We start from the raw sequence: 26,883 nt of genomic DNA on the forward strand, positions 1-26,883 counted from the left end.
GGTTGGGGGCGGCGGAAAATGCCGCCCCCGGTGGTCAGAGGCTTAGGAGCCGCTGCCCATGGTTTCTTCGGCTTCGACAGCCGACTGCGTGGCCGCAAGTTCCGGGTCCGCAACCAGGCCGTAGTTCGACAGCGGGCCGCCGGGGCCTGCGATCTCGTCGGCGACGAAGAACTGGGCGTACTCTTTCAGGCCGGGGATCACGCCGATATGCGCTTTCTTGACGTAGAAGAACAGCGGACGCGACACCGGGTATTCACCCGAGGCGATGGTCTCGGTCGAGGGCTCGATGCCGCTCATGGTGGCGACCTTCAGCTTGTCGGTGTTGTTCTCGTAGAACGCCAGGCCGAACACGCCGATACCGTTGGTGTTGGCGTCGATGCGCGCCAGGGTCTCGGTGTAGTCGCCGTCGATGTCCACGGACTTGCCGTCCTGACGGACGTCAAGGCACGAATCCTCGGCCTCGTCTTCGCTCATGCCGCTGTCCAGCATGGCCTGCATCGCGCCGGTTTCCTCGCAGCCGACCAGCAGAACCTTCTCTTCGAAGACTTCGCGGGTGCCGTGCTTGGTGCCGGGGATGAACATCGCGATTTCGGCGTCGGGCAGCTCGGAGTTGAACTCGGCCCAGCTTTCATGGGTGTTCTCGACCAGCTCGCCGTCTTTCAGGACGGTGGCGCCGATGGCGTTGAAGATGTCGGTGGGTTCGAACGCGGTGAACTCGGGACCGGACTGTTGCGAGGCGAAGACGATGCCGTCATAGCCGATGCGCACTTCGATGATGTCGGTCACGCCGTTGTCGGCGCAGGCCTTGATCTCTTTTTCGCGGATGGCGCGCGAGGCGTTCGCCACGTCGATGGTGTTTTCGCCAACGCCTTCGCAGAAGCGTTTCAGGCCAGCCGACGAGCCGCCCGATTCCACGACCGGGGTCGGGAAGTCGGTGTTTTCGCCGAAGAGCTCGGCCACGATCGACGCGTAGGGCAGCACGGTGGAAGAACCGGCAACCTGGACGTTGTCACGTGCAGCGGCAGCGGTGGCCGAAACGGCCGCGATCGCCAGGGTAGAGGCGGTCATTTTCATGAAGGACATATATAGCTCCTGATATCCATGTATCCCGGTCACCTTGCAGCGGGCGACCTTGGCGCCCTGCTACGCCTCGGGCACGACGCTTTTGTTACGGTTTTGTAACGGTTTTATGACAGGCCCCTTTTTGCGAAGATTAACGCTGAATTAATTCCGGTTGACGTCGCGGCGCAAAGATGGGGGGTGCGTCAGGTCTGCGGCGACGCGGGGCGCGAGGGCAGAATCACGTCGAATCGGGTGCCCTGCCCCAGTTCCGATTCGACCTTCAGACGGCCGCGATGGCGGTTGACGATATGCTTGACGATGGCCAGCCCAAGCCCGGTGCCGCCCATCTCGCGCGAGCGGTGGCTGTCGATGCGGTAGAAGCGTTCGGTCAGGCGCGGGATGTGCACCTCTTCGATGCCGGGGCCCTGGTCGGCCACGGAAATCACCGCCGAGGGGCCGCGCAGCGCGGGATGATCGGAATGCGCCGCAAGCGTCACGGTGACGGTCTTGCCGGGGCCGCCATACTTGACCGCATTCTCGATCAGGTTGGTCAGGATCTGGTGCAGTTGGTCGGCATCGCCGGGCACGTGGATCTCTTGCACCTCGGTCTGGAAGGCGATGGTCACGTCCGCTTCCTCGGCGATGGGACGGGTGGCGTGGATCACGGCATTGATCAGCCGGATCAGGTCGACGCGGTCGGTGGGGCGCACGCGTTCCTGCGCCTCGACCCGGCTGAGCGACAGCAGGTCTTTCACAAGGCGTTCCATCCGGCTGGCCTCGACCTGCATGGTGCCCAGAAACCGCTCTGTCGCCACGGTGTCATTGCGGGCGGGACCGCGCAGGGTTTCGATGAAGCCCAGGAGCGCGGTCAGGGGCGTGCGCAGCTCGTGGCTGACATTGGCGACGAAATCGCGGCGCATCTGGCCGACCTGTTCCAGATGCGTGACATCCTCGAAACACAACAGCACGCCCGAGCCAGCGTCGGTGTCGACCGGGCTGCAGGTGACGATGAAGGTGGTGTCCTGCGCGCCGGCGCTGGAGAGGTACCGCGTCTGGCGCATTTCGCGGTCGCGCAGGGACGCCTCGACCGCGTCGAGTACGGTGGGCTGGCGGATGGCGGTGATGAAATGACGCCCGGTCAGCCCCGGCCCCAGAAGGGCCGTGGCACGGTCGTTGGCGCCAAGGATGCGCTCGCCCCGCCCGATCAGCAGCGCGGCCAGGGGAATCGCCTGCAAAAGCGTGGCGATATTGCCCTGGTTCATTCCGTGTCGAGGCGGCGCAGTCCCGCCCGGTAGCGCGCGGCGTTCTTCTGGTAGTGCAGCGCGGTGGCCGTGAAGGCGGCGATGGCCTGATCGTCCAGCTCGCGCACGATCTTGCCCGGCGCGCCCATCACGAGGCTGCCATCGGGGATCTCCTTGCCCTCGGTTATCAGCGCGCCGGCCCCGATCAGGCAGTTCTTGCCGATCCTGGCGCCGTTCAGCACGGTCGCGCCCATGCCGATCAGCGTGTTTTCCCCCAGCGTGCAGCCATGCAGCATCGCCTTGTGCCCGATGGTGCAGCCGCGCCCGATACTCAGCGGAAAGCCGGGGTCGGTGTGCATGACCACGTTTTCCTGCACGTTGCTGCCCTCCCCCACGACGATCGGCTCGTTGTCGCCGCGCAGGGTGCAGCCGAACCAAACCGAGGCATTTTTTTCCAGCACCACCTTGCCGATGATGTTGGCGTCGGGGGCCACCCAGGTGCCGTCTTCCAGTTGCGGGATCACGTCGTCAAGCGCGTAGATGGGCATTCATCTCTCCTCGAATTCGGCCTGCAGGCGTTGCACATGGGCGTTCAGATCGGGCTGTTGCAGGCGGCGCAGGCGGGCGGCCGAGACAATGGTCTTCAGCGCGTTGTCGGTGGTATCCAGGTCGTCATTGACCAGCACGTAATCGTACTCGCCCCAGTGGCTGATCTCGTCCCAGCTTTTCTGCATCCGCTTGGCGATGGTTTCGGGGCTGTCCTGCCCGCGCGTTTCCAGCCGTCGGTGCAACTCGGTGATCGAGGGCGGCAGGATGAAGATCGACAGGGTATGGGGGCCGAGAACCGAGTTCTGGATCTGCTGCGCGCCCTGCCAGTCGATATCGAAGAGCACGTCGCGGCCGGCGTCGATGGCGGCCTGCACGGGGCCGCGGGGCGAGCCGTAGAAATTGCCGAAGACATGGGCGTGTTCCAGCATCTCGCCCGCGGCCACCTGACGGCGGAAGGTGCTGTCGTCGAGGAAATGGTAATCCTGCCCGTCCACCTCGCCCGCGCGGGGCGGCCGCGTGGTGGCGGAGACGGAGAACGAGATCGTCCCGTCCCAGTCGCGCAGGCGGCGCGACAGCGTGGACTTGCCCGCGCCCGAGGGCGAGGAGAGGATGATCAGAAGACCGCGACGCTGCGTCATGGGGCCCCCGGTGCGGGCACGCGGCCCGGCTTTTTCTTGCCCGAAATACTCATGCAAGCGCCGAAGGCGCGCTGCGGCGACGCCGAAGGCGGCGCAATTCCTTTGGCAGGGCGAGGGGGATTGGCCGGGAGGTCCCGGGTCAGGCCCGGGACGAGGTGGTACGAAATTGCCGGGAGATCCCCCCGGGTCAAGCCCGGGGCAGGCAGGATCAGGTCCGGGATGACCTGCAAAACCCTGTTTTGCAGGTCACTCGACATTCTGCACCTGTTCGCGCATCTGTTCGATCACGCTTTTCAGCTCCAGCCCCACGCTCGTCAGGTCGCGACTTTGCGCCTTGGAACACAGCGTGTTGGCCTCGCGGTTGAATTCCTGCGCGAGAAAGTCGAGCTTGCGGCCCGCGGGGCTGCCCTTGGCGATGAGGTCGCGGGCGGCGGATACGTGGCTGCGCAGGCGGTCGATTTCCTCGGTGACGTCGGATTTCACGGCCAGCACGGCCAGTTCCTGGGCGATGCGCGCTTCCTCGACGCCGTCGGTATTGTCCATCACCCGCTGAAGCGCGGCGCGGAAATTGGCCTCGGTCTCGGGGCGGCGGGCCTCGGCGGCGGTGGCGGCGGCGTCGGTGAGCTCGGCGATCCGGGCAAGCTGGCCGCTCAGCACCTCGGCCAATGCGTCCCCTTCGCGGTGGCGCATCGACTGGAAACTGTCCAGAACGGTCTCGAAATCCGCCACCAGCGCCTTGCCCAGGGCGGTGGTGTCCTCGGCCTGCGTGCCCGGCTCGAACACGCCGCGCAGGGCCAGCACGTCGGCGGCATTGGCCGGCGCCAGCGACAGGCCGAGCGCCATGGCGCGGGCCTCGATCTCGGTCATCGCCGCCAGCACACGGTCGAGCTGGGCGGTATCCAGTTGCGCGGCCGCGCCGCCGTCCTGCGCCTGAAGCTTCAGCGAGAGCGTGACATTGCCGCGCGAAAGCGCCCCGGTCAGGCGCGCGCGCAGCGCCGCCTCCAGCCCTTCGATCCAGTCGGGCACCCGCAGGCGCAGATCGAGGCCCCGCCCGTTCACCGACCTGAGGTCCCACGTCCAGCCGAAACGCCCATGCGCCCCCTGCCCCGCGGCATAGCCGGTCATGGAAATCAGGGGGGACGGATCTTTTGTCACGGTGCAGCCTATCCTTCGCGCGCGGGCCGTGAAAACGCCCGGTCTCGTGCAGGTGTCCTAGTCTGTCGAGGCACCCTTCGCAAGCGCCCTGCGCGGAGCCGCGTTAACCACTGGGCAATAAAGTTGAACAAATTCGGGCAGAATTGTGGCAAGCTTGTTTCAAGTCGAGCTGCATCTGATTCAATTTGAAGGCGGTGCAGGACCGCGCGGGAGTGGCGCAGGGTCGATCTCGCACGGGGGCGTTCCGGGCGCGTGATCGCGTTCGGATCGGAATATTCATGGTGAGGCCGGTGTCGTAGCCGGATGGGGAAAGACCGATGACGGATGATTCTGGAACCTCGTTCCCGGACAAGATTTCGGACTTGCAGCTACCGGGCGCAGGCGCGGCCCGCCGCCGGCGCGAGGCGGACCTGCGCAAGTTCGTCGACTACTGGTCGGCGATGCGACGGGGCGGCGACGTGCCGCTGCGCACCGAGATCGACCCGCGCGGCATCGAGAGCCTGCTGGGCAATGCCTTCATCGTCGAAAAGGTCGCCCCCGGCATCGCCCGGCTGCGCATCGCCGGCACGCACCTGTCGGACGTGATGGGCATGGAAGTGCGCGGCATGCCCCTGTCGGCGCTGATCGCGCCCGAGGACCGGGCGCAGCTGGCCGATGCGATGGTGGAGTTGTTCGAGCGGCCCGCGACGCTGCGGCTGGACCTGACCGCGCCCGCCGGTATCCGACGTCCGGCGCTGGCGGCGACGCTGATCGTGCTGCCGCTGCGCAGCGACCTGGGCGATATCTCGCGCGCGCTGGGCTGTTTCGTGACCGACGGGCCGATCGGCGCGACACCGCGGCGGTTCGGCATCGTGGAGTGCCAGGTGACGCCGGTCGATCTGACCGACGCGACCGCGCCGGGATTCAGTGAAGAGCAGGCGCCGTTGGAGCCCCCTGCGCCGAAGGCCCGGCATGAGCGGCCCGCGCCGCTGTCACACCCCAGCGAACGGCCCTATTTGCGACTGGTTCACAGCGACTGAGCCGCGTCCAGGCGGGCCTTGAGCGCGGCGTTCTCGGCGCGCAGGTCGGCCAGCTCCTGCTGGAAGGGTTCGAGGATCGGGCCCAGTTCCTCGACCGTCAGACGGACGGGGATGTGCTGGGGACAATTCCAGTCGAACCCTTCGACGGTGATGACCACGGCCCGTTCGGGGCGCGCCTTGTAGCCGTCATGCATCAGCCGCCCGATCACGTCGGGGTCCTCCGAGATCGCCACGCGGCCAAGGATCTTGAGCCGGGCGCTGTTGGGATAATCCATCAGGATCAGCGAAATACGGTCGTTGTCCGCCAGGTTGCCGGCAGAGATATACTGGCGGTTGCCGCGATAGTCGGCATAGCCCAGCGTTGTGTCGTCCAGCACCTTGAGAAAGCCGCGCGGGCCGCCGCGGAACTGCACGTAAGGCCAGCCCGTGGCGCTGACCGTGGCCTGGTAGAACCCGTCGCGCAAGGCGATGAACTGTGTCTCGTTGGGGCCGAGGCGGTCGTCGGCGGGGGCATCGGGGGCAAGGCTGCGGGCGTACGTGGCGGCAGAGCCCTGTTTTTCCTGCATGGCGCGGACGGCGTCGGTGAAAGCGAGTTCGTGGAATGTCTTGGCCATGTCTTGCGTCCTTTCAGGTGCTCAAGGCCGCTAGATCGGGATGCAGCGGGTATTTCGCAAATCACGAGGCCGCGAGGCGGCGCGGTCAAAGCCCGTCGAACTGCGATTTCTGGGTGTCGTTCCAGCGCACGGTCAGGGTGTAGCCGTCCTCGTCCTGAACTTCGTCCTCGACAAGCCCCTTCTCGAACAGCCAGGCGCGTTTGCGGCCCGCGTCAAAACCCAGGGTGAACGTCTCGACATGCGTGGCCCCGGCAAGCCGCGTGATGATGGTGTCGCTGAGCGCGTCCATGCCCTCGCCGGTGATGGCCGACAGAAGCTGCACGTTCTCAAGGCGCGCGGCGCGGTTCTCGGCCAGGGTGCGGTCCTCTACCGACAGGCGGTCGATCTTGTTCCAGACCTCGATTTGGGGCGTGGTGTCCAGCACGCCGAGGCTGGTGAGGATGTCGTGCACGTCGCCGGCCTGGTCCTCGGTCTCGGGGTGCGAGATGTCGCGGACATGCACGATCAGGTCGGCGGCCAGCACTTCCTCGAGCGTGGCGCGGAAGGCGGCGACGAGTTCGGTTGGCAGGTCCGAGATGAAGCCCACCGTGTCGGACAGGATGACCTCGGGGCCGCCGCCCGGCAGGGCGATCTTGCGCATGGTGGGGTCGAGCGTGGCAAAGAGCATGTCCTTGACCATGACCTCGGCCCCGGTCAGGTGGTTGAACAGCGTGGACTTGCCGGCGTTGGTGTAGCCGACGAGAGCCACGATGGGGAACGGCACCTTGGCGCGGGCGGCGCGGTGCAGCGTGCGGGTTTTGACCACCTTGTCCAGTTGGCGGCGCAGGCGCACGAGCTGTTCGTCGATGGCGCGGCGGTCGGCCTCGATCTGGGTCTCGCCCGGACCGCCGACGAAGCCCAGCCCGCCGCGCTGGCGTTCCAGGTGGGTCCAGGCGCGCACAAGGCGGGTGCGCTGGTAGCTGAGCGCGGCCATTTCCACCTGCAACACGCCTTCGCGGGTGGCGGCGCGGTCGGAAAAGATCTCAAGGATCAGGCCGGTGCGGTCCAGCAATTTGACGCCCAGCTGCTTTTCAAGGTTGCGCTGCTGCACGGGCGACACCGGGCCGTCGATCAGCACCAGTTCGACCTCGTTGTCCTCGACCAGCGATTTCAGCTCGGCCAGCTTGCCCTTGGAGAACAGCATCCCCGGATGCGGGTCGCGCAGGCGCACGACCGAGCCGCCCAACACCATCAGCCCCGGCAGGGCATGGGCCAGCGACACGGCCTCTTCCAGCGCGAGCGCGGGGTCACGCTCGCGGTCTGAACTGGGAATATCCGGGTGCAGGACCCAGGCGCGGGTGTCCGAAACGTCGGTCTGGGTCAAGACCCGTCATCGCCCTCGTAAAGGCTGACCGGCTGGGACGGCATGATGGTGGACACGGCATGTTTGTAGACAAGCTGTGACTGCCCGTCGCGGCGCAGCAGGATGCAGAAATTGTCGAACCAGGTGATCACGCCTTGCAGCTTGACGCCGTTGATCAGGAAAACCGTGACCGGAATCTTGGTCTTGCGGACCTGATTCAGAAATGCGTCTTGCAGGTTTTGTCGGTCTGTCGCCATTGTTTTTATAGCCTTTGTTCTTGCGTGGGGCGCGTTGCGGCCCCGGTCTCCCTCGCAAGGGAGTATGGAGTGGGCGTTTCGGAGTTTCCAGCCCAAAAATCAAATCGTTGCGGCGTCTTGCCGGGAAGATATGTTACGACCGTGACACGCGCGCAACTTGGCCCGGCCTGCGCCGGGCCTCAGCGGCGCCACAGGCTGGGGTTGAACAGCGCGATCAGCGCCAGCGTCTCCATCCGGCCCAGCACCATGGCGGCGGAAAAGACCAGCTTGGCCGCCGGGCGCATCTCCAGCAGGGGAATGGGCGCGTCGGCCCCGACCTGGGTCAGCGGGCCGGCGGTGGCGAGGGCCGCGGTCGAGAGCACGATGGCGTTCTGCAGATCCTCGCCCAGGGCGGCCATCAGCACGGTCACCAGCGACAGCGACAGCGCGAAGAGCATGAAGAAGATCCACGCCACGAACGCGCCCTCGCGCCGCATCCGGCGGGTGTGGACCCCGGCGCGCCCCACCGACGAGGGATGCACCAGACGCTCCATCTCGCGCTGGCCATTGAGGTAGAGCGCGTAGATCCGCAAGAGTTTCACGCCCCCCGCCGTGGTGGCCACACCGCCGCCGAACATCGCCAGCCCCATCAGCAGAAGGCCCGGCGTGCCGAGGCCCGACCAGCTTTGGGCCGCCTCCCATGCCGCGCTTTGAAAGCCGGTGGTGGACAGGAACGACATGACGGTGAACGTGCCGCCCCAGAGCGCCTGAAGCGCCATGCCCAGATCCTCGACCTGGTCGACGTCGAACGCGCCCAGCCAGTGGCGCGAGAAGAGGATCAGCGGCACGCCGACGACGAGGGCGCAGCCGATGCGGAACTCGGGGTCGCCCAGCACGCTGGTGGAGCGGCTGGTCAGCGTGTCCGAGGAGAAGGTCAGCCGCGAGAGCGCGAAGAACATGAACAGGAAGATCACGATCTCGCCGCCAAAGCCGCTGCCGGCATTCTCGACCCCGCCGACGGCGGAAATGCCGCTGGTGGCCATGGTGGACATGGCATGAACCACGGCGACGAGCGGTCGGTCGCCGCCGATCACCAGCAGGAGCCACAGAACGCCCGTCAGCCCCACGTAGATCGGCGCCAGTGCCTGGGTGCTCTGGGCGATGCGGCGGGCGGAGGTGGCGCGGCGGAAGCGGCTGAGCGCATCCTCGCCCTGCCCCGGCTCGGCCGAGACGGTGATCTCGAACCCGCCCAGGTTCATCGGCGCCAGCACCGCCGAAGCCGCGATCCAGATAAGCAGACCGCCGAACCAGCCGACGAGACCGCGCCACAGATGCAGGCTGTCGACCAGCCGCGAGGGGTTGTCGAAAAGCGTGGCGCCGGTGGTGGTGAGGCACGACACCATCTCGACATACGCGTTGAGAAAGCGCGTGGTCTCGAGCCCCTCGTAGAAGGGCAGCGCCAGAAAGACCGGCAACGCGGTATAGGCCAGCGCCAGCGAGGCGAGGTTCTGGATGTCGGTGTTGTCCTGCTGGCGGCGGCCGGAGATTGCGAGGCCGATGAGCAGGATGAAGGTGATCCCGAGGACGCTGGAATAGAGAAAGGCGCGGGCGACGGAATGATCGTCCTGCACGAAGGCATGGAGCGCGGGGCCGAGCATGGCGACGCTGGCGATTCCGGTCAGCACGAGAATGAGCGGAAACCGCAGGAGACGGGCGGTCAGGCCCGGCGACGATGTCTCAGAAGAAATCAATCGAAACCTGCAGGAGCTGTTCCACCCGGCCCACATCCGACGCCAGCGCGAAGATCACCACCACGTCGCCCGCCTCGATCCGCATGGTGCCGGAGGGCTTGAGCACCTTGCCGTCGCGCAGCACGCCGCCCACGAGCACGCCCTCGGGAAAGTCGATCTCGCGGATGGCGGCGCCGGCGATGTTGGAGGTGGACATGACCTCGGCCTCGATCACCTCGGCCTCGGCGTCGCCGATGGAATAGACCGAGCGCACGCGGCCGTGGCGGACGTGGCGCAGGATCGAGCTGACGGTCGTGGAGCGCGGGTTGATATAAGCGTCGATGCCCAGGGGCTCCATCATCGGCAGAAGCGTGGGGTCGTTGATCAGCGCGATGGCAAAGGGGCAGCCTTCGGCCTTGGCGCGCACGGCGGCGAGCATGTTGGTCTTGTCGTCGTCGGTGACGGCCAGCACCGCATCGGTGCGCGAGATGTTGGCCTCGGCCAGGAGTTGCGCGTCGAGACCGTCGCCGTTCAGGACGATGGTGCGTTCCAGGGCGTCGGCGGCGCGTTCGGCCACCCTGCGGTCGCGCTCGATCACCTTGACGCGGGTGCGCTTGCCGCGCTTCTCGATCCGCTTGGCGACGCTGAGGCCGATATTGCCGCCGCCGATGATGACCAGCCGTTCCTGCGTCTGCGAGGTCTTGCCGAAGACCTCCATGGTGCGCGGCACGTCCTCGGTGGGGGCAAAGACATAGGCGTCGTCGCCCACGAAAAGCTGGTCCTCGGCCTCGGGCGCGAAGAGCTTGCCGTCGCGGCGGATGGCCAGCACGACCACTTCGAGCGTCGAGAAGAGGTCGGTCAGCTGCCGCAGGGGCGTATTGACGATGGGGCAGTCATCCTCGATGCGCAGGCCCATAAGTTGTGCCTTGCCTTCCATGAAGGTCTCGGTGTCGAAGGCCGCCGGCGCGGCAAGGCGTTGCAGGGCGGCCTCGGCCACCTCGCGCTCTGGCGAGATGACCACGTCGATGGGCATGTGGTCGCGGCGGTAGAGGTCGGAATAGATCGCGTCGAGATAGGATTGCGACCGCAGGCGGGCGATCTTGCGGTTGATGGAAAAGACCGAGTGCGCCACCTGGCAGGTGACCATGTTGACCTCGTCCGAGTAGGTGGCGGCGATGATCATGTCCGCATCGCGCGCGCCGGCCTGGTCCAGCACGTTGGGATAGCTGGCAAAGCCGTTGATGCCCTGCACGTCCAGCGTTTCCGTGGCGCGGCGCACCAGGTCGGGGTTGCTGTCGACCACGGTGACGTCGTTGCGTTCGCCCGACAGGTGGCGTGCGATCTGCCAGCCGACCTGCCCTGCCCCGCAGATGATGACCTTCATGGGCTATGCCCTTATTGACCCAATCGAGCGCTTTGCATGACAGATGGGGCTGTCACGGTCAATTGCTTTGTCCTGCGGGGATTTGCCGGATAGGCTGGCGCGTATGAGATGGTTCCGAGTCCCGCTTTTCACCGTGATCGCGCTGCTGTTGGCAGGGTGCCTGCCGACCAATGTCTATTACAAGGAAGGCGCGCCGGTAAGCGGTGTCGCCCGGGACCGCACGCAATGCGACGTGGACGCCCTGCGCCAAGTGCCGGTGCGCACGCTGACGCGGTACATTCCCCCGACTTACAGCTATCGGCAGGTCTGCAACGGAGCGGGCGCGTGCCGCACGATCCGCGTGATCCTGTCCCCCGGCCGGTGGGAGCGGTACGACGCCAACGAGGGGCTGCGGGCGCGGGTGGCCAGGCAGTGCATGGCAGACCAGGGGTATGAGAAGGTCAGCCTGAAGCCCTGCCCGCCCGAGGTGGTGGAGGCGACGGTGATCACCGCGACGCGCGTGCAGCCACCCCTGACGGAGAATTCCTGCGCGATCCGCATCAAGGGCGGGAAATACCAGATCGTGAACCCGGACTAGGTCGCGTGACCAGGAGGAGCGCCTGCGGCGCGCTCGATGTCTCGGCGGCGTGCCGCCTCGGGACTGCCTCCGGCGGGGATATTTGGGGCCAGAGGAAGATGGGCGGCCCCGTGCCGCCCGGCCCGGTCAGCCGGTGGCGGCCTGCTGGCTGTCCTCTTCCTCGTCAGAGAGCCGCGCGCCCTTGGCGCCGGTGACCACGCCCAGCGATTTCAGCTTGCGGTGCAGGGCGCTGCGTTCCATGCCGACGAATTCCGCCGTTCGGCTGATATTGCCGCCGAAGCGGTTGATCTGGGTCATCAGGTATTCACGCTCGAACGCCTCTCGGGCCTCGCGCAGCGGCATGGTGGCCACGGTGCCCGAGAGGACAACCCGGCTCTCGTCGCTGGGCGTGGCGCTGTCGCCGGGGATCTCACGCGCATTGATGTCGCCAGAGCTGTCGCCCAGGATCAGGATGCGTTCGATCACGTTGCGCAGCTGGCGCACGTTGCCGGGCCAGCGCATGGTTTGCAGGAGGGCCGCCGCCTCGTCGCCCAGGGCGCGGATCGGCAGCCCCTGTTCGCCGTTGAGCTTCTCGATGAAGTAGCCGGCCAGCACGGGGATGTCCTCGCGCCGGTCCTCGAGGCTGGGCACGGCGATGGGCACCACGTTGAGGCGGTGGTAGAGCTCGCGGCGGAACCGCTCGGCCCTGATCTCCGACTCGAGGTCGCGGGAGGTGGAGGAGATGACGCGCAGGTCGACCTGGACCTTGTCGCTGCCGCCCACCCGCAGGAAGGTCTGATCGACCAGCACGCGCAGGATCTTGCCCTGGGTGCCCATGGGCATGTCTGCGACCTCGTCGAAATAGATCACGCCGGTATTGGCCTCTTCCAGAAGGCCCGGGGTGACGGTGCCGTCCTCGGCCTCGCGCCCGAAGAGCACCTCTTCCATGCGGTCGGGTTCGATCGAGGCGCAGCCGGCGCAGACGAAGGGGCCGGCCGCGCGGTCAGAATTGGCATGGATGTAGCGCGCGGCCAGTTCCTTGCCCGAGCCGGCAGGCCCCGACAGCATGACCCGGCCGTTGGAGCGCGTGACCTTGTCGAGCTGGCCCACCAGGGTGCGGAAGGCGGGGCTTTCGCCCAGCATGTCGGCCGGGCCGCTGCCCTGGTGCTTGAGCGCGAGGTTCTCGCGACGCAGGCGGCTGGTTTCCATGCCGCGGCGGATCACCACCATCAGCTGGTCGATGTTGAAGGGTTTCTCGATGAAGTCGTAGGCGCCCTGCTTGATGGCCGCCACCGCGATCTCGATATTGCCGTGGCCCGAGATGATGACGACGGGCACCTCGGGATAGTCGCGTTTGACCGCCTTGAGGATGTCGATCCCGTCCATGTTGCTGTCTTTCAGCCAGATATCGAGGATCAGAAGACCCGGCGGTTGGTCGCGGATCTCGGCCATTGCCTCGTCGGAATTGCCGGCAAGGCGGGTGGTGAAGCCTTCGTCCTGCAGGATGTCTGAAATCAGTTCTCGAATATCGCGTTCGTCGTCGACAATCAGGATGTCACTCATGGGTCACCTCATACGGCCTGTCGTTGGTCATATTCGTTCAAATCGGAATCGGAGTCGGGGTCCGGGTCGGTATCGGGGTCGGCATCTGGCGCCGCCTCGGCCCGGGTCAGGGGAAGGCGGATTACGGCCATGGCGCCGGGGCGGGCGCCGTCCGCGAAGGGTTCGGCGTCTTCCAGCGCAAGGTTGCCGCCATGTTCCTCGATGATCTTCTTGACGATGGGCAGGCCCAGGCCGGTGCCCTTTTCGCGCGTCGTCACGTAAGGCTCGAACAGGCGCGAGCGGTCCTCGGGCAGGCCGATGCCATTGTCCGAAATGCGAATGACGGCATGGTCGTCCTCGCGCAGGCTGATCACGCGGATCTGCGGGACGTGGCCGTCGCCGCCTTCTTTTTCGTAAAGGCTTTCAATGGCTTCGCCGGCGTTCTTGATCAGGTTTGTCAGCGCTTGATGCAGCATGGTGCCATCGACCTCGGCCATCAGGGCATCCTCGGTGAGCGCGGTCTCGAAGGTCACGTCGGGCTGACCGGCCTCCTGCAGAAGGACCGCCTCGCGCAGGAGCTTGGTCAGGCTTTCGACCTTGGTCTGCGGCTCGGGCATCCGGGCGAACTTGGAAAACTCGTCGACGATGCGGCGCAAGTCGTTGGTCTGGCGCACGACCACGTCGGTCAGCTGTTCCAGGCTGGCGGCCTGTTCGTCGTCCAGCACACGGGTGAACTTGCGCTTGATGCGTTCCGCCGACAGCTGGATCGGGGTCAGGGGGTTCTTGATTTCATGCGCAATGCGGCGTGCCACGTCGCCCCAGGCGGCCATGCGCTGGGCGGTCACGAGGTCGGTCACGTCGTCGAAGGCGACCACGTAGCCCTCGCGCCGGCCGCCGTCGTTGGTGCGGGTGGACATGCGCACCAGCAGGTTTTCCATCCGGCCCGAGCGGCTGACCTTGATCTCCTCCTGCACGAAGCCGGTGTTGCTGTCTTTCAGCCGGTCGAAGAGCGCGCCGAATTCCGGGATCGCCACCGACAGCGCCAGCGATTGCTGGTCCTCGTGCCAGTCGAGCAGGCGTTCGGCGGCGCGGTTGACGAAGGTGACGCGGCCCTTCACGTCGAGCCCCACCACGCCCGAGGACACCGAGCCCAGAACGGAGTCGAAGAGCCTGCGGCGGCGTTCGATCTGCTCGGTGTTGGTCAGGAGCCTGTCGCGCTGCTGCTTCAGTTGGCGGGTCATCTGGTTGAAGTAGGTCGAGAGCATCCCGATCTCGTCGTCGCCGTCCTCTTCGCGCACCTGGGTGTCAAGATCGCCCTCGCCCACGCGCTGGGCGGCGCTGGTCAGGCGGCCCACCGGGCGGCTGAGGCGTTCGGCAAACCACATGCCCAGCCACACGGCGGCGAGGATGAGGATCAGCGCGAAGCCCAGGTAGAGCACGCCGAACTCGAACAGTACGCGGTCGCGTTCATCCTCGCGCTGCTGGTAGAAGCGCGCGGTTTCCTGGGTGTCGTCCAAGAGGCTGAGGATGTCGCCGTCGACATTGCGGCTGACATAGAGGTAGCGGTCGGGGATCTCGTCCAGCGGCAGGAGCGCGCGGAATTCGTTGTTGTCCCAGTCGCGGATGACGACGACGCCCTCTTCGTTGGCCTGCTGAAACATGTCGCGCGAGGGTTCCTCGTAATCGAAGAGGTAGGAGCGTTCGCCGCGCGAGCGGATGTCGCCGGTGCCGTCGATCACGAAGGCCTCGCGCAGACCGCGCTGGATCTCGCGCTGGCCGCGCGACAGGATCTGGCGGATGTCGCCATCGTCGAGGAAGACGGCGGCGCGCTTGGTGGCGTTGATCAGCGACGCCAGGGCGCGCGCGTCGGTCAGCAGGTCGCGGCGGTGCTCGTCCTCATAGGCCTGGGCGGCGGCGACCGAGTTGTCGACGACGCGCCCCACCCTGTCGGAGAACCACGCCTCCAGCCCCATGTTCACCGACAGCGTGGCGAAGACGGCGACGGTGATGGTGGGGAGAAGCGCCATCAGCGCGAAGACGCCGGTCAGGCGCAGGTGCAGGCGGGAGCCGGCGGATTTGCGGCGGCGGGCGGCAACCATCTGGACCACGCGCTGCAACACCAGCGCGGCGACCATGATGATGTAGACCATGTCGGCCAGAAGGACGATGCGCAGGATGTTGGACGAGCTGCCCTGGTCGAGCGGGCCCATGACGAGATAGGTCAGGAATGCCAGCACCGGGCCCAGAACGACGAGGCTAAACGCGGCGGCATTGCGCACGCGCTTCATCCGGCGAAGACGCCCGAGCCTTTCCCACGTCAGTCTGCGTGCTTTTGCAGCCACGCAATCCCCCCATCAGGTTGTGGCGCGGGATGCGCCAGACCTCCAGATATGGCTTGGAACCTGGCAAGGCTTCCGAAGCGCCACAGTCATGTTGCAGTTTTACATCAACTTGCGGCGTCGTGTCACGCGAATATCAAGGTCGGTGATTTTCTTGCGTAGTGTATTGCGGTTAATGCCAAGAAGATCGGCGCATTTGGCCTGATTTCCGCCCGTCGCATCGAGCGCGATCTCGATCAGGGGCATCTCCATCTCCTTGAGGATTCGCCCGTAGAGGCCCGGCGGCGGCAGGGTGTTGCCGTGCAGGTCGAAGTAGCGGCGCAGGTGGCGCGAGATCGAGGTCGACAGGGTTTCGCCTCCGCCGCCGCCGACCACCGGCGCGGCCTCGGGCTGGTTGCCCAGCACGGCCTCGACCTCGGAGCGAGTGATTTCGGAGGACCGCGCGGTGAGGCCCAGACGCTGGACCGCGTTTTCGATCTGGCGGACATTTCCGGGCCAGCTGTAGGCGCGCATCAGTTCCATCGCGTCTTCGGAGACGGTGCGCGGCGGCTGGCCCTCGCGCTCGGCCTTCAGGAGGAAGTGCTGGACCAGGAGCGGAATGTCGTCGACGCGGGCGCGCAATGACGGCACCTCGACCACGGCGCCCGACAGGCGGTAATAGAGGTCCTCGCGCAGCTTGCCCTCTTCCAGCCGGTCGGCCAGGCGGCCGAGCGAGGTGGCCATGAAGCGCGGCACGTGATCGCCCGGCGCGTCCATCATCCGCACCACGCGCGCCTGCGCATCGGTGCTGAGGTCGCCCACCCCGTCCAGCACGATGGTGCCGCCCTTGGCCCGCGCCATGACCCGCGCGGGCCCTTCCAGGTCGGCCAGGTCGGTGGGCGTCACGGTCACGAAGGGCAGCGTCCGCCGGTCGGAGAAGTCATGGATCGCGCGGGCGATGAGCGTCTTGCCGGTGCCGGATTCTCCGGTGATCAGCACCGGCAGGTCGGTGTTCATCAGCCGCGCGACCACGCGGTAGAGCCCCTGCATCGCCGCGGTGCGCCCGACCAGCGGCAACTCGTCGGGGCGGTCCTCGGATTTCGGCTCGGTCGGGGGACGCTTGGTACGGGCATCAAGTGCCCGCGCGGTGCGTTTCATCAGGTCCGGCAGGTCGAACGGCTTGGGCAGGTAATCGAAGGCCGCGGCCTCTTCGGCCTGGATGGCAGTCATGATGGTGTTCTGGGCCGAGATCACGATCACCGGCATTCCCGGACGGTCCTGGTTGATCTTGGGCAGCATTTCCAGGCCGTTGCCGTCGGGCATCATGACATCGGTGATCACCGCGTCGCCCTTGCCCTCACCCACCCACCGCATCAGTGTGGTCAGCGACGAGGTGGCGTGCACCCGGCACCCCGCCCGTGTCAGGGCCTGCGTCAGAACCGTGCGGATCGTGCGGTCGTCGTCGGCGACCAGTACCGTGCCATCCATCTAGCTTTCCTCCATGTCCTTGCCGGCGCGCGGCAGCGATATCCTGAATACTGTGCGTCCCGGCACCGAGCTGACCGAGATCCAGCCGTCGAGGTCCGAGACGATCTTGGCAGCGAGCGCGAGGCCCAGGCCGGTGCCGTTCTCGCGGCCCGACACGAACGGCTCGAACACGTTGCCGGCGATTTCGGGCGGCAGGCCGGGGCCGTCGTCGATGACCTCAATCTGAAGCGGCAGCGACTTGCCCGGGCCTCCACTGTCCCGCCGCACCCGCAGGGATTGCTCGTAATAGCTGTGCAGGGTGATGGTGCCGCCCTTGTCGCCCGCGGCCTGTGCCGCGTTCTTCAACAGGTTCTGGATCACCTGCAACAGCTGGTCGGGATCGGCCACGGCGAGCGGCAGCGAGGGGTCGTAATCCTCGACGATGGTCATGTGCGCGGCAAAGCCCACCAGCGCCGAACGGCGGGCGCGGTCCAGGACGTCGTGCAGGTTGACCGCGCGCAGCTTGGGCAGGCTGACATTGCCGAATTGCTCGACTTGTTCCAGCAGGCCGACAATGCGGCGGCTTTCCGACACGATGAGGTCGGTGAGTTCCAGGTCGTCCTGATCCAGGTTCATCGACAGAAGCTGCGCCGCGCCGGTGATGCCGGCGAGCGGGTTCTTGATTTCATGCGCCAGCATCTCGGCCATGCCGATGGCGGATTTGGCGGCGGATTTGACCGACTGGCTTTGGGTTACGCGCCCCGCCAGTTCGCGGGGCGAAATGAGCAGGATCATGTGGTCGTCCCAGCCCGAGACCGGCGCGATCTGCAGGTTGCACTGCATCGGGGCGCGGTCGCCGGTGCCCACGTCCACGTCATTGACGAAGAGCGGCGCGGATTTCTCGCGGGCGCGTTCCAGCGCTTCTTCGATGGGCGCGTCGACGGCCAGCTTGTCCCACACCGGCTGGCCGATGATCGAGCGGGCGGATGTCATCAGGAAGCCCTCGGCGGCGGGGTTGATCTGGACGATGCGGTCCTGCCCGTCGAGGATCAGCCCCGGCACCGGCAGCGACGTCCAGACCATTTCATCCATCCCGGTCATGCGGCGGTCCTTTCCGGGGCGGTCATCGCGTCTTCGAGCAGGCGGTTGACGTTCGCGGGGTCGCGCTCGGTCAGGATGCGCTTGCGCAGGGCCTGGGGCGTGTCGCGCCCGTCCATGTACCAGCCCAGGTGCTTGCGGGCGACGCGGGTGCCCAGATCGGTGCCATAGAAGGACAGCATGGCCTCGTAATGGTCCTGCACCAGCCGCGTGAGGTCGCCGCCCTCGGGAATGTCCGGCGCGGGTGTGCCGTGCAACTCGTGCGCGACCTGCGCCAGGAGCCATGGACGCCCCTGCGCGCCGCGCCCGATCATGATGCCGTCCGCGCCGGATTTCATCAGCGCGTCGCGGGCGGTGGGGGTGCCGGTGATGTCACCGTTGGCGATGACGGGGATGCCGACCGCGTCCTTTACGGCGCGGATCGCGGCCCAGTCGGCATAGCCCTTGTAGAACTGGCAGCGGGTGCGCCCGTGGATGGTGATCATGCGCACCCCTGCCCCTTCGGCGCGCCGGGCGAGGTCCGGCGCGTTGAGGTTGCTGTCGTCCCAGCCAAGGCGGGTTTTCAATGTCACGGGAATGGACACCGCGCCCACCACCGCCTCAATCAGCTTGAGCGCATGGTCGAGATCCTTCATCAGCGCGGACCCGCTGGCGCCCGAGCCGCTGGCGCTGGTGACCTTCTTGGCCGGGCAACCCATGTTGATGTCGATGAGCGTGGCGCCGTTGCCTTCGACCTGGCGGGCGGCCTCGGCCATCCAGTGCGCCTCGCGCCCCGCCAGTTGCACCGAGGTGTCGGCGGCCTCGAAGCCCAGTTCGGCCTTTTCGCGCACGCCGGGTTTGGATTGCACCATTTCCTGGCTGGCGACCATCTCGCTCACGACCAGTCCGGCGCCGAAGCGGCTGACCAGGGTGCGGAACGGAAGGTCGGTGATCCCCGCGAGCGGGGCCAGAAGAACCGGAGGATGTAGGTTTCGAGGGCCGATGTTGAGCATGGGTGCCTAACGAATGAGCATATGGACGTTTTATGACCGGGCGCGGCCAAGCACAATTTATGCGTGCTCAAATTAAAATCAAAAAGGTGTATTTGATTAAAAATTAGGCAAATACACGGCATCACGCGCCCATTGCATGCCTCTGCCCGCTTGCGTAAGCAAAGCATATGAGCATCGCAGCCATCATCGTCGCCGCAGGACGCGGCACCCGTGCCGGGGGCGAGCGGCCCAAGCAGTGGCAGCGCTTGGCCGGCAAACGGGTGATCGACTGGACGCTGGCGGCGTTCCGCGCGGTGCCCGCGGTGGAGCGGATCGTGGTGGTGGTGCATCCCGACGACATGGGCGAGTTAAGCTGCGAGACCGGCATCACCGTGACCGAGGGCGCGGACACACGCGCGGGCTCGGTCTGCAACGGTCTGGCGGCGCTGGAGGGCGTGGGCGTGGCCCATGTGCTGATCCACGACGCGGCGCGGTGCTGCGTGTCGCCGGACCAGATCGCCGATGTGATCGCGGCACTTGGCCCCGACTGCCCGGCGGCGGCCCCCGCCCTGCCGGTCAGCGACGCGCTGTGGCTTGGCGAAGACGGGCTGGTGAGCGGCACGCAGGATCGCGCCGGGCTGTACCGGGCGCAGACCCCGCAGGGCTTTGACCTTGCCGCGATTGCCGCTGCCCATGCCACAGCCCCCGAAGGCACCGCCGACGATGTCGAGGTCGCCCGCGCCGCGGGCATCCCCGTGCGCATCCTGGCGGGGCGCGAAAGCAACCTGAAGATCACCACGCCCGAGGATTTCGCCCGGGCCGAGACCATCCTGAGAGGACCCATGGACATACGCACCGGAACCGGCTTTGACGTGCACCGTTTCGGCCCCGGCGACCACGTGATGCTGTGCGGCGTCGCGGTGCCGCATGACCGGGGCCTGCAAGGGCATTCGGATGCCGATGTGGGGCTGCACACGCTGGCCGACGCGATCTATGGCGCAATGGCCGAGGGCGACATAGGCCGGCATTTTCCGCCCAGCGACCCGCAATGGAAGGGCGCGGAAAGCCATGTGTTCCTGTCCCACGCGGCGGGCCTAGCTGCCGAGAAGGGCTTCCGCATCACCAACGTGGACCTGACGCTGATCTGCGAGACGCCCAAGATCGGGCCGCACGCGGCGGCGATGCAGGCGCGGGTGTCGGAAATCATGGGGCTTGCGGTGGATCGCGTGTCGGTCAAGGCCACCACGACCGAGCGACTGGGCTTCACCGGGCGGGGCGAAGGCATCGCGGCGCAGGCCGTGGCCACGCTGGTGCGGCCATGAGGGCGGCGCAGCTGATCGCGACCTTCGGCGGCGTGGGCTATTTGCGCCCGGCACCGGGGACCTGGGGCTCGCTGGCGGCGTTGCCTGTGGCGGCGCTTTTGCATGTGCTTGGCGGGCCGGTTCTGCTTGGCTTAGGGATAGCGGTCTCATTCGCATTAGGATGGTGGGCCACGGCGCTGGAAACAAAGGGGAAAGAGGATCACGACCCGAGCGAGATCGTGATCGACGAGGTGGCCGGGCAATGGCTGGCCTTCCTGCCCGTGTCGATCGGCGCGGCCCATGCGGGCGCGGCGCTTTGGGCGCTCTGGCCGGGCTTCCTGACCGCCTTCCTGCTGTTCCGCCTGTTCGACATCTGGAAACCCGGCCCCGTGGGCTGGGCCGACCGTCAGGGCGGAGCTTTCGGCGTGATGCTGGACGATTTGATTGCGGGGCTTTTCGCCGCGCTGGGTGTGATGTTTTTCGCCTGGCTGTCGCACGGGGTGCTGGGGCTATGAGCGCCGGGGACGTGCTGAAGGCCGCCAAAGCGGCGGGGCTGATGGTGTCGGTGGCGGAGTCCTGCACCGGGGGCATGGTGGCCGCCGCGCTGACGGATATTGCCGGCTCCTCGGCGGTCGTCGAACGCGGGTTCGTGACCTATTCCAACACGGCCAAGCGGCAGATGCTGGGCGTTTCGCGCGACACGCTTGAGGCGCATGGCGCGGTCTCGGAAGAGGTCGCGCGGGAGATGGCGGAAGGCGCGCTGGACCATTCCGAGGCGGACGTCGCGGTGTCGATCACCGGCATTGCCGGCCCCGGCGGGTCCGAACACAAACCCGAGGGGCGCGTCTGTTTCGGCCTGGCCCGCGTGGGCCGCGTGACGCAAGTGGAAACGGTCGAGTTCGGCGCCTTGGGGCGGGCCGAGGTGCGCGCCGCTGCACGGGACCATGCGCTGACGCTGTTGCTCAAGGCGCTGGACTGAATATCTTGCCCCGGCCCCTGCCCTGCGGCTAGGTCTTGCAGGCAGGGTTCAGCACGGGACATTCCGACATGACGACACGCGGCCATTGTCATTGCGGCGCAACGCGCTGGCAGTTCGAGGGCGCGCCCAACTGGGCGTGCTATTGCCATTGCGACGACTGCCGCCGCAATTGCGGGGCGCCGGTGGTGGCGTGGCTGGGCGTGCCGGTGGCGGCCTTCCGATGGACCGGCGCGACGCCCGCGACCCGCGAAAGCTCGCCCGGCGCCCACCGGCATTTCTGCGCCAGTTGCGGCACGCCGATGGCATTCGAGGCGGATCACTACCCCGGCGACATGCATGTCTACGCGGCCGCGTTGGAGGACCCGGGCGCGGTGCAACCGGCCTTTCACGTGCATTATGACAAGCGGCTGCCGTGGCTGACGCTGGACGACGATTTGCCGAAATATGACGGCAGCGTCGTGGACCTGCCCGAGGACGCCGTCATCTTCCCAAGGGACTGACCGGCCTAACGCACCAGCAGCGCCGCGAACTCCTCTGGCGGGGCGTCAGCCTCGATCGCCTGCCAGATCGCCTCGGCGCGGCCTTCGCCCAACAGGGCGGCGGCCTTGGCGCGCACGCGTTTCTGGCGCGCGGCTAGGCCGGGATCAGCGTCGAGGTCGTGAAAGAGATCCTGCACGGACCCGTCCTTGAGCGTCACGCGCAGGCGGGCCTGCATTTCGGTCAGGCTGTCGTCGCTGTCCACCGTGACCCGTTCGCGCAGCGCGGCGAGGTCGGCGTCACGGCTGAGCGAGTCGGCGAAGCTTTCCAGCCGCGCGGTGTCATGCCCGGTCAGCGCCATGGCGGTGACCATGCGGTAGCTGAACTTGGACTGAAGCCCGCTTTCGGGCGCGGCGATGTTGCAGACGCTGAGCCAGCGGGGATGGGTGGAGATTCCGACTGTCTCGACCCGATCGGCCCCGGCATCGAGGTCGCGCAGCGCTTCCAGCGTGGCATGCAGGCCATGGCAGCAGGCATGGAACTTGTGCTGAACGCTCTCGAACAGCCAGTCCTGCCCCAGCGTGTCGAAGGCCCCACCATGCCCTTCGCCATGATGCGTCTGGCCGAACCCGTTCTGGCCGTCCATGGCGCCGGGCGCGCTGACGAATCCGCGCGCGGCCAGTTGCGCCGCCTCCACCCCGTTCGAGGCCGCAAGGCCCGCGTTCATCGGCTTGCCCATGGTGCCGAACTGCGCCTTGATCCCCGAAGCGCGGGTGGTGACGAGGCCGATGGCGTGCTGCATCTGTCCCTCGGTCAGCCCCATAAGGCGCCCGCCGGCCAGCGTGGCGCCGAAAGCCCCCGCCGTGGCGGTCTGGTGATAGCCCACCTGGTAATGCGCCCGGCCCAGCCAGACGCCCACGCGGATCGACGCCTCGACGCCGATCAGCGCGGCCTCCTGCAGCGCGGTTCCGGTGGCGCCCATGGCCTCGCCCACGGCCAGGGCGGCGGGGATCACGGCCACGGACGGGTGGCCGATATGGGCGAAATGCGTGTCGTCATAATCGAGCGCGTGGGACACCGTGCCGTTGACCAGCGCGGCCATGCGGGCGGGCACACGCAGGTCGCTGCCGATGAGCCCCGCCTGCGGGCTGCCGCCCTCGTCCTGGGCCTGCGCGCGCAGGATCCCCGCCACGGGCTCGTCGCGCCCGGCGATGCCCACGGCGGCCCAGTCAAGCAGCGACAGGCGCAGGATTTCCATCGCGTCCTGGGCCTTCACGGGCCCGAGCGCGAAGCCGGCCAGCCGTTCGCCGATCTCACCCCCGTCCATAGAGCTTCTCCGCCCGCGTCTCGAAGGCGCGCACGATGCGCTTCATCGCCTCGTAGAAGAACAGCTCCGCCGCGCCCTGCAACAGCCTGTTCTTGAACTTGAAATCGACGTCAAAGCCGACCTCGCACTGGCCGTCGCCAACGTCGCGAAATTCCCAGTTGGAGCGCATGTGGTGGAACGGGCCATCGAGGTATTCGGTCTCGATCCGCTTCTTTTCCGGCCACAACACGACGCGGCTGCTGAAGCGTTCGCGGAAGACGCGGAAGCTGATCACCAGGTCGGCCTCCATCACCTTGCTGCCGTCGTCCTGCGGCGTGACGCTGGTCACGCGCGCGGCGGCGGTCCAGGGCAGAAATTCCGGATAGGAGCCGACATCGGCGACAAGGTCGTACATCTGCTGCGCGGTATAGGGCAGCGTCCGGGTTTCGGCATGAGTAGGCATGAAGGCAGATCGGTCCGTTGGGTTGTGGCGGTGCAGGTCTGTGTCGTAAACTGGTCCGCGAAATGCAAGGGAAACACGGAATGTCGCGCGAAAATGTCATGCGCTACGACACGGAACCGCAGCGTCGATGAACCCCCGCTGGCTGTTCCGCATGTCCCGATGGGCCCAGAACCCGCCGAGCGCGGGACGGGTCAAGTTCGTCTTCGCCATCGTCGCGATCTGTCTTCTGATTGCCGGGGCGGAGTATTTCATCGGCCTGCCCGACTGGATGTCCGTGGACCCCAAGAGCGGGCGGTATCGTCCCTGAGCCGACACGGAGAGCCGGGAGCCTTTGCTTGAAGAGTTTGGGGGATGGAAAATTCGTACGAATTTTCCTGGCGTCGCGCGGCCTCGGCGCGGATCTCCGGGGCTGGTGTCTGCGCCATGATGGCTCCCCTGCGTGGCAGGTTACACGCTCGAGGGAGCGCAGCAGGTCCGTGAGGGCGCAGATCGGCCCCGGAGGGCTGGCACGGGGTTTTTACTCTGGAGAAGACGTCTGGATCAGGACCGAGAGAGGGCCTCCACGCGGGCGTTTCTTGCCGAAGTCGATTTCCGCCTCGATGTGGCGCAGGTGGATGTCGACCAGCTTCTGCGCCGTTGCCTCGTCGCGGTCGGCGATGCTTTCGACGATCCTGGAATGTTCGTCATCGTCACACAGGCTGGCGCGGTCCGATCCGTAAAGCCCGATGATCAGCGAGGTTCGCATGGTCAGTTCGGACAGGTAATTTTCCAGCACGCTGTTGCGCCCGATCCGACCCAGCAGCATGTGGAACGCGCGTGAGGCGCGAATCGCCCGGGGCCGGTCGCTGGCGTGGCGCACGCGGTCCTCTTCCTCCAGATGGGCGCGCAGGGCGGTCAGGTCGGCGGCGTTCGCGTTGCGCACGACGTTGCGGATGATCGTGGCCTCGATCGCCCGCCTGGCCTGGAACACGTCGCGCGCCTCGGCTTCGGACGGGGTGGCGACGAACGCGCCGCGATTGGGGATCAGATCGACCACCTGATGGGCGGCCAGGGTCGCCAGCGCACGGCGTACATGCGCGCGATTGCAGGAAAAAAGATCGCTCAGCGCCTGCTCTCCCAGCTTGGTGCCCGCCTGAAGGCGCTGATCCGCGACCGCGTCCAAGACATGCTCCACGATCAAGAGTTCTGGATTTTCGGGCATGGGAACTCCGCAATTCAGCCTGTGTCGCAAGGTGCCATTTTCCCCGACAAAATTCGACTGCAAAAATTGTCTGTTTTGATTGTTAACAATTTATGTTATCCAAAATGCAAATCAAGTGGAGGAGCACATGAAAATCGCCGTCATCAATCCGAACGCCACGGTCAGCATGACAGACAAGATCGCAGCGACGGCGCGGTCGGTCTGCGCACCGGGCGTGGAGATAGAGGCACGCACCGGCATCGGCGCGCCGGTCAGCATCGAGGGCCATTACGACGAGGCGATGGCGATGCCAAAGCTTCTGGATCAGGTCCGCGAAGCCGAAGCCGGACAGGCCGACGCCATCGTCGTGGCCTGTTTCGACGACCCGGGCCTGGGCGCCTGCCGCGAGATCGCGACCGGCCCGGTGGTGGGGCTGTGCGAGGCGGCGGTGAAGGCCGCCAGCATGATCGCCACGTCGTTCAGCGTGATCACCACCCTGCCCCGCTCTGCCCCGATCATCGAGGAGCTGGTGCGACGCTACGGGCTGGATCACCAGTGCCGCAAGGTGCGCGCGGCGGCGATTCCGGTGCTGGCGCTGGAAGAGCCCGGATCGAATGCCCGCATTCAGGTGCGCGACGAGATCCTGCGCGCGATCGAGGAGGATCGCTGCGAGGCCGTGGTGCTGGGCTGTGCCGGCATGTCCGATCTGGTGGAATGGCTGTCGGAGGAGACAGGCATTCCGGTGATCGACGGTGTCTCGGTGGCGACGAAATTCGCCGAGGCGCTGGTCGGTGCGGGGCTGAAGACGAGCAAGATCGGAGCATACGCCGCACCAAACCCGAAATAACAGACAACTGGGAGGAGACAGATGACAATTTCGGATACAAACAAGGGCGTCGGGTCAAAGGAAGACCACGTGCCCCATGCAATCGACAAGAAGGGCCTGGGCGAGGAATCGCTGGCCCCGCAGGAGACCCGGATCATGGACCCCTGGTCGTACCTGTTCGCCTGGCTGGGCGGCTGCGTGTCGATCGGCACCTTTACCATCGGGTCGGGCCTTGTGGGCACGCTGAACCTGCTTCAGGTGTTCATCGCCATCGCCATCGGCTGCACCGTCATCGGCTTTGCGCTGATGATCAACGGGGCGGCGGGCCACAAGTACGGCATTCCGATGATGGTGCAGGTGCGCTCTGCTTTCGGGTTCACCGGCTCGCGCATTCCCGCGCTGGTGCGGTCGGTGCCGGCCATCGTCTGGTTCGGCTTTCAAAGCTGGATCGGGGCCGGCGCGCTGAACCTGGTGAGCGAGACTCTGTTCGGCTATTCCAACATCGTGGTGTTCTTCATCGGCTTCCAGTTCCTGCAGATCTTCCTGTCGGTCCTCGGATTCCACGGCATCAAGTGGCTGGAGAACATCGGTTCGGTCTTCATCATCGGGTCGCTGGTCTACATGTTCGTGTCGGTGATCGGGAAATACGGCGACGAGATCAGCACGAACCTGGTCAATGTCGAAGGCACCTGGGGCGCGCCGTTCTGGGGGGCGACGATGCTTTTCCTCGGGATCTACGCGACGATGATGCTGAACGTGTCGGACTATTCTCGCGAATTGCGCCGGTCCGTCGGACGCACGCGGCAGGTGGTGATCTACGCCAACTCGATCCTGCCGGCGACGCTGTTCATGGGGCTGATCGGGCTGATGGTGTCGGGTGCGACCGGCGAGGTCGATCCGATCCGCGTGTTCTCGAACGCGGTGGACAACAAGCTGTTGCTGGTCATCACCCTGCTGTTCATCGCCTTTGCACAGGTGACGACCAACATTCTCAACAACGTGGTGCCGCCGGCCTATGCGCTGATGGATGTCTTCAAGCTGAACTACAAGACCTCGGCGGTGCTGGTCGGGCTGCTGGCCTTCGCCACCTTCCCGTGGGAACTGGTCAAGGACGAGTCCGCCGCCGGTCTGAACCTGTTCATCCAGACCTACAGCGCCTTCCTCGGCCCGATCTTCGCGATCCTGGTGGTCGATTACTACGTGCTGCGCCGGCAGGTGCTGGACCTCGACAAGCTTTATGACGAGACCGGCGACTACAAGGGATTCAACCCGGCGGCGCTGATCGCCATGGTGGTGGGCATCGCCGCGGCGCTGACCTTTTCGTCGGTGTCGTGGTATGCAAGCCTGATCCCGGCGGGGCTGACCTATTACCTGCTGATGCGGCACCTGCCCGCCGCGCGCCGGTTCCTCGACGGCTGAGGCACGCATA

The 26,883-nt window shown here is 66.4% G+C and carries 27 protein-coding genes; 9 read left to right on the top strand and 18 right to left on the bottom strand.

All coding sequences use genetic code 11. From position 1 onward, the window contains the following. Positions 1 to 42 precede the first annotated feature (42 nt). From FIU89_RS10110 to FIU89_RS10130, 5 genes are all read right to left on the bottom strand, one after another. Positions 43 to 1,083, bottom strand: a complete 1,041-nt coding sequence (locus FIU89_RS10110) for a substrate-binding domain-containing protein (protein ID WP_152492476.1) — start codon at positions 1,081 to 1,083, stop codon at positions 43 to 45. A 182-nt stretch (positions 1,084 to 1,265) separates the two neighbouring features. Next, complete coding sequence (locus FIU89_RS10115) at positions 1,266 to 2,324, bottom strand: ATP-binding protein (protein WP_152492477.1); 1,059 nt, start codon at positions 2,322 to 2,324, stop codon at positions 1,266 to 1,268. Continuing rightward, a complete protein-coding gene (locus FIU89_RS10120; protein ID WP_152492478.1) occupies positions 2,321 to 2,851 on the bottom strand; it encodes a gamma carbonic anhydrase family protein in 531 nt (176 codons plus the stop codon). Before FIU89_RS10120 ends, FIU89_RS10115 begins: the two co-directional genes overlap by 4 nt. After that, positions 2,852 to 3,490 (bottom strand): guanylate kinase, encoded by a 639-nt coding sequence (gene gmk / locus FIU89_RS10125; protein ID WP_152492479.1) that lies wholly within the window; start codon positions 3,488 to 3,490, stop codon positions 2,852 to 2,854. A gap of 246 nt (positions 3,491 to 3,736) precedes the next feature. After that, on the bottom strand, positions 3,737 to 4,645 hold the full coding sequence (locus FIU89_RS10130; RefSeq protein ID WP_368373300.1) for a YicC/YloC family endoribonuclease: 909 nt from the start codon (positions 4,643 to 4,645) through the stop codon (positions 3,737 to 3,739). Between the two features lie 317 nt (positions 4,646 to 4,962). Here FIU89_RS10130 and FIU89_RS10135 point away from each other — a divergent pair, with 317 nt between their 5' ends. Further along, entirely contained in the window at positions 4,963 to 5,664 is a 702-nt protein-coding gene (locus FIU89_RS10135; RefSeq protein ID WP_152492480.1) for a PAS domain-containing protein, read from the top strand. Here the strand turns inward: FIU89_RS10135 and FIU89_RS10140 are convergent. The 5 genes from FIU89_RS10140 to trkA all read right to left on the bottom strand — a co-directional run bounded on the left by FIU89_RS10140 (position 5,652) and on the right by trkA (position 10,970). Continuing rightward, positions 5,652 to 6,278, bottom strand: coding sequence for a pyridoxamine 5'-phosphate oxidase family protein (locus FIU89_RS10140; RefSeq protein WP_152492481.1), 627 nt, complete (start codon positions 6,276 to 6,278; stop codon positions 5,652 to 5,654). The genes FIU89_RS10135 and FIU89_RS10140 overlap by 13 nt on opposite strands. An 85-nt stretch (positions 6,279 to 6,363) precedes the next feature. After that, positions 6,364 to 7,641, bottom strand: coding sequence for a GTPase HflX (gene hflX, locus FIU89_RS10145; RefSeq protein ID WP_152492482.1), 1,278 nt, complete (start codon positions 7,639 to 7,641; stop codon positions 6,364 to 6,366). Next, positions 7,638 to 7,877 carry an RNA chaperone Hfq gene (gene hfq, locus FIU89_RS10150; RefSeq protein WP_057789335.1) on the bottom strand — a complete coding sequence of 80 codons (240 nt, stop codon included), beginning with the start codon at positions 7,875 to 7,877 and terminating at the stop codon, positions 7,638 to 7,640. Before hfq ends, hflX begins: the two co-directional genes overlap by 4 nt. Positions 7,878 to 8,056: 179 nt before the next feature. Next, positions 8,057 to 9,577 carry a TrkH family potassium uptake protein gene (locus FIU89_RS10155; protein ID WP_152494478.1) on the bottom strand — a complete coding sequence of 507 codons (1,521 nt, stop codon included), beginning with the start codon at positions 9,575 to 9,577 and terminating at the stop codon, positions 8,057 to 8,059. A gap of 16 nt (positions 9,578 to 9,593) precedes the next feature. After that, a complete protein-coding gene (trkA, locus tag FIU89_RS10160) occupies positions 9,594 to 10,970 on the bottom strand; it encodes a Trk system potassium transporter TrkA (RefSeq protein WP_152492483.1) in 1,377 nt (458 codons plus the stop codon). A gap of 103 nt (positions 10,971 to 11,073) precedes the next feature. Here trkA and FIU89_RS10165 point away from each other — a divergent pair, with 103 nt between their 5' ends. Further along, positions 11,074 to 11,547: a hypothetical protein gene (locus FIU89_RS10165; RefSeq protein ID WP_152492484.1), complete on the top strand. Its 474-nt coding sequence runs from the start codon at positions 11,074 to 11,076 to the stop codon at positions 11,545 to 11,547. A gap of 126 nt (positions 11,548 to 11,673) precedes the next feature. Here FIU89_RS10165 and FIU89_RS10170 read toward each other — a convergent pair whose 3' ends face one another. The 5 genes from FIU89_RS10170 to dusB all read right to left on the bottom strand — a co-directional run bounded on the left by FIU89_RS10170 (position 11,674) and on the right by dusB (position 18,943). Then, a complete protein-coding gene (locus FIU89_RS10170; protein ID WP_152492485.1) occupies positions 11,674 to 13,089 on the bottom strand; it encodes a sigma-54 dependent transcriptional regulator in 1,416 nt (471 codons plus the stop codon). 8 nt (positions 13,090 to 13,097) lie between these two features. Beyond that, positions 13,098 to 15,356 (bottom strand): PAS domain-containing sensor histidine kinase, encoded by a 2,259-nt coding sequence (locus FIU89_RS10175; RefSeq protein ID WP_152494479.1) that lies wholly within the window; start codon positions 15,354 to 15,356, stop codon positions 13,098 to 13,100. A gap of 153 nt (positions 15,357 to 15,509) precedes the next feature. Continuing rightward, positions 15,510 to 16,874, bottom strand: coding sequence for a response regulator (locus tag FIU89_RS10180; protein ID WP_152492486.1), 1,365 nt, complete (start codon positions 16,872 to 16,874; stop codon positions 15,510 to 15,512). Then, a complete protein-coding gene (locus FIU89_RS10185; RefSeq protein ID WP_152492487.1) occupies positions 16,875 to 17,954 on the bottom strand; it encodes a nitrogen regulation protein NR(II) in 1,080 nt (359 codons plus the stop codon). Further along, positions 17,951 to 18,943, bottom strand: a complete 993-nt coding sequence (gene dusB / locus FIU89_RS10190) for a tRNA dihydrouridine synthase DusB (RefSeq protein ID WP_152492488.1) — start codon at positions 18,941 to 18,943, stop codon at positions 17,951 to 17,953. Before dusB ends, FIU89_RS10185 begins: the two co-directional genes overlap by 4 nt. 167 nt (positions 18,944 to 19,110) lie before the next feature. Here dusB and FIU89_RS10195 point away from each other — a divergent pair, with 167 nt between their 5' ends. The 4 genes from FIU89_RS10195 to FIU89_RS10210 all read left to right on the top strand — a co-directional run bounded on the left by FIU89_RS10195 (position 19,111) and on the right by FIU89_RS10210 (position 21,702). Continuing rightward, positions 19,111 to 20,244, top strand: a complete 1,134-nt coding sequence (locus tag FIU89_RS10195; RefSeq protein WP_152492489.1) for a bifunctional 2-C-methyl-D-erythritol 4-phosphate cytidylyltransferase/2-C-methyl-D-erythritol 2,4-cyclodiphosphate synthase — start codon at positions 19,111 to 19,113, stop codon at positions 20,242 to 20,244. Beyond that, a complete protein-coding gene (locus FIU89_RS10200; RefSeq protein WP_152492490.1) occupies positions 20,241 to 20,738 on the top strand; it encodes a phosphatidylglycerophosphatase A in 498 nt (165 codons plus the stop codon). The genes FIU89_RS10195 and FIU89_RS10200 overlap by 4 nt, the downstream gene beginning before the upstream one ends. Further along, positions 20,735 to 21,202, top strand: a complete 468-nt coding sequence (locus tag FIU89_RS10205) for a CinA family protein (RefSeq protein ID WP_152492491.1) — start codon at positions 20,735 to 20,737, stop codon at positions 21,200 to 21,202. Before FIU89_RS10200 ends, FIU89_RS10205 begins: the two co-directional genes overlap by 4 nt. 68 nt (positions 21,203 to 21,270) lie before the next feature. After that, positions 21,271 to 21,702 carry a GFA family protein gene (locus FIU89_RS10210; protein WP_152492492.1) on the top strand — a complete coding sequence of 144 codons (432 nt, stop codon included), beginning with the start codon at positions 21,271 to 21,273 and terminating at the stop codon, positions 21,700 to 21,702. A 5-nt stretch (positions 21,703 to 21,707) separates the two neighbouring features. Here the strand turns inward: FIU89_RS10210 and FIU89_RS10215 are convergent, their stop codons facing one another. Together FIU89_RS10215 and FIU89_RS10220 are read right to left on the bottom strand one after the other, a co-directional pair. Beyond that, the gene (locus FIU89_RS10215; protein WP_152492493.1) at positions 21,708 to 23,006 is read right to left on the bottom strand and encodes an MmgE/PrpD family protein; all 1,299 of its coding nucleotides are present in this window, start codon (positions 23,004 to 23,006) and stop codon (positions 21,708 to 21,710) included. Beyond that, positions 22,993 to 23,448: a type II toxin-antitoxin system RatA family toxin gene (locus FIU89_RS10220; RefSeq protein WP_152492494.1), complete on the bottom strand. Its 456-nt coding sequence runs from the start codon at positions 23,446 to 23,448 to the stop codon at positions 22,993 to 22,995. The genes FIU89_RS10215 and FIU89_RS10220 overlap by 14 nt, the downstream gene beginning before the upstream one ends. A 127-nt stretch (positions 23,449 to 23,575) precedes the next feature. Here FIU89_RS10220 and FIU89_RS10225 point away from each other — a divergent pair, with 127 nt between their 5' ends. Continuing rightward, positions 23,576 to 23,755, top strand: coding sequence for a hypothetical protein (locus FIU89_RS10225; RefSeq protein WP_152492495.1), 180 nt, complete (start codon positions 23,576 to 23,578; stop codon positions 23,753 to 23,755). A 210-nt stretch (positions 23,756 to 23,965) separates the two neighbouring features. Here the strand turns inward: FIU89_RS10225 and FIU89_RS10230 are convergent, their stop codons facing one another. Continuing rightward, on the bottom strand, positions 23,966 to 24,649 hold the full coding sequence (locus FIU89_RS10230) for a GntR family transcriptional regulator (protein ID WP_152492496.1): 684 nt from the start codon (positions 24,647 to 24,649) through the stop codon (positions 23,966 to 23,968). Positions 24,650 to 24,776: 127 nt separating this feature from the next. Here FIU89_RS10230 and FIU89_RS10235 point away from each other — a divergent pair, with 127 nt between their 5' ends. Together FIU89_RS10235 and FIU89_RS10240 are read left to right on the top strand one after the other, a co-directional pair. Beyond that, positions 24,777 to 25,475, top strand: a complete 699-nt coding sequence (locus FIU89_RS10235; RefSeq protein ID WP_152492497.1) for an aspartate/glutamate racemase family protein — start codon at positions 24,777 to 24,779, stop codon at positions 25,473 to 25,475. Positions 25,476 to 25,496: 21 nt separating this feature from the next. After that, positions 25,497 to 26,873 (top strand): NCS1 family transporter, encoded by a 1,377-nt coding sequence (locus tag FIU89_RS10240; protein WP_254701851.1) that lies wholly within the window; start codon positions 25,497 to 25,499, stop codon positions 26,871 to 26,873. Positions 26,874 to 26,883: the final 10 nt, after the last annotated feature.

The sequence above is a fragment of the Roseovarius sp. THAF27 genome, from assembly GCF_009363655.1.
Lineage (GTDB): Bacteria > Pseudomonadota > Alphaproteobacteria > Rhodobacterales > Rhodobacteraceae > Roseovarius.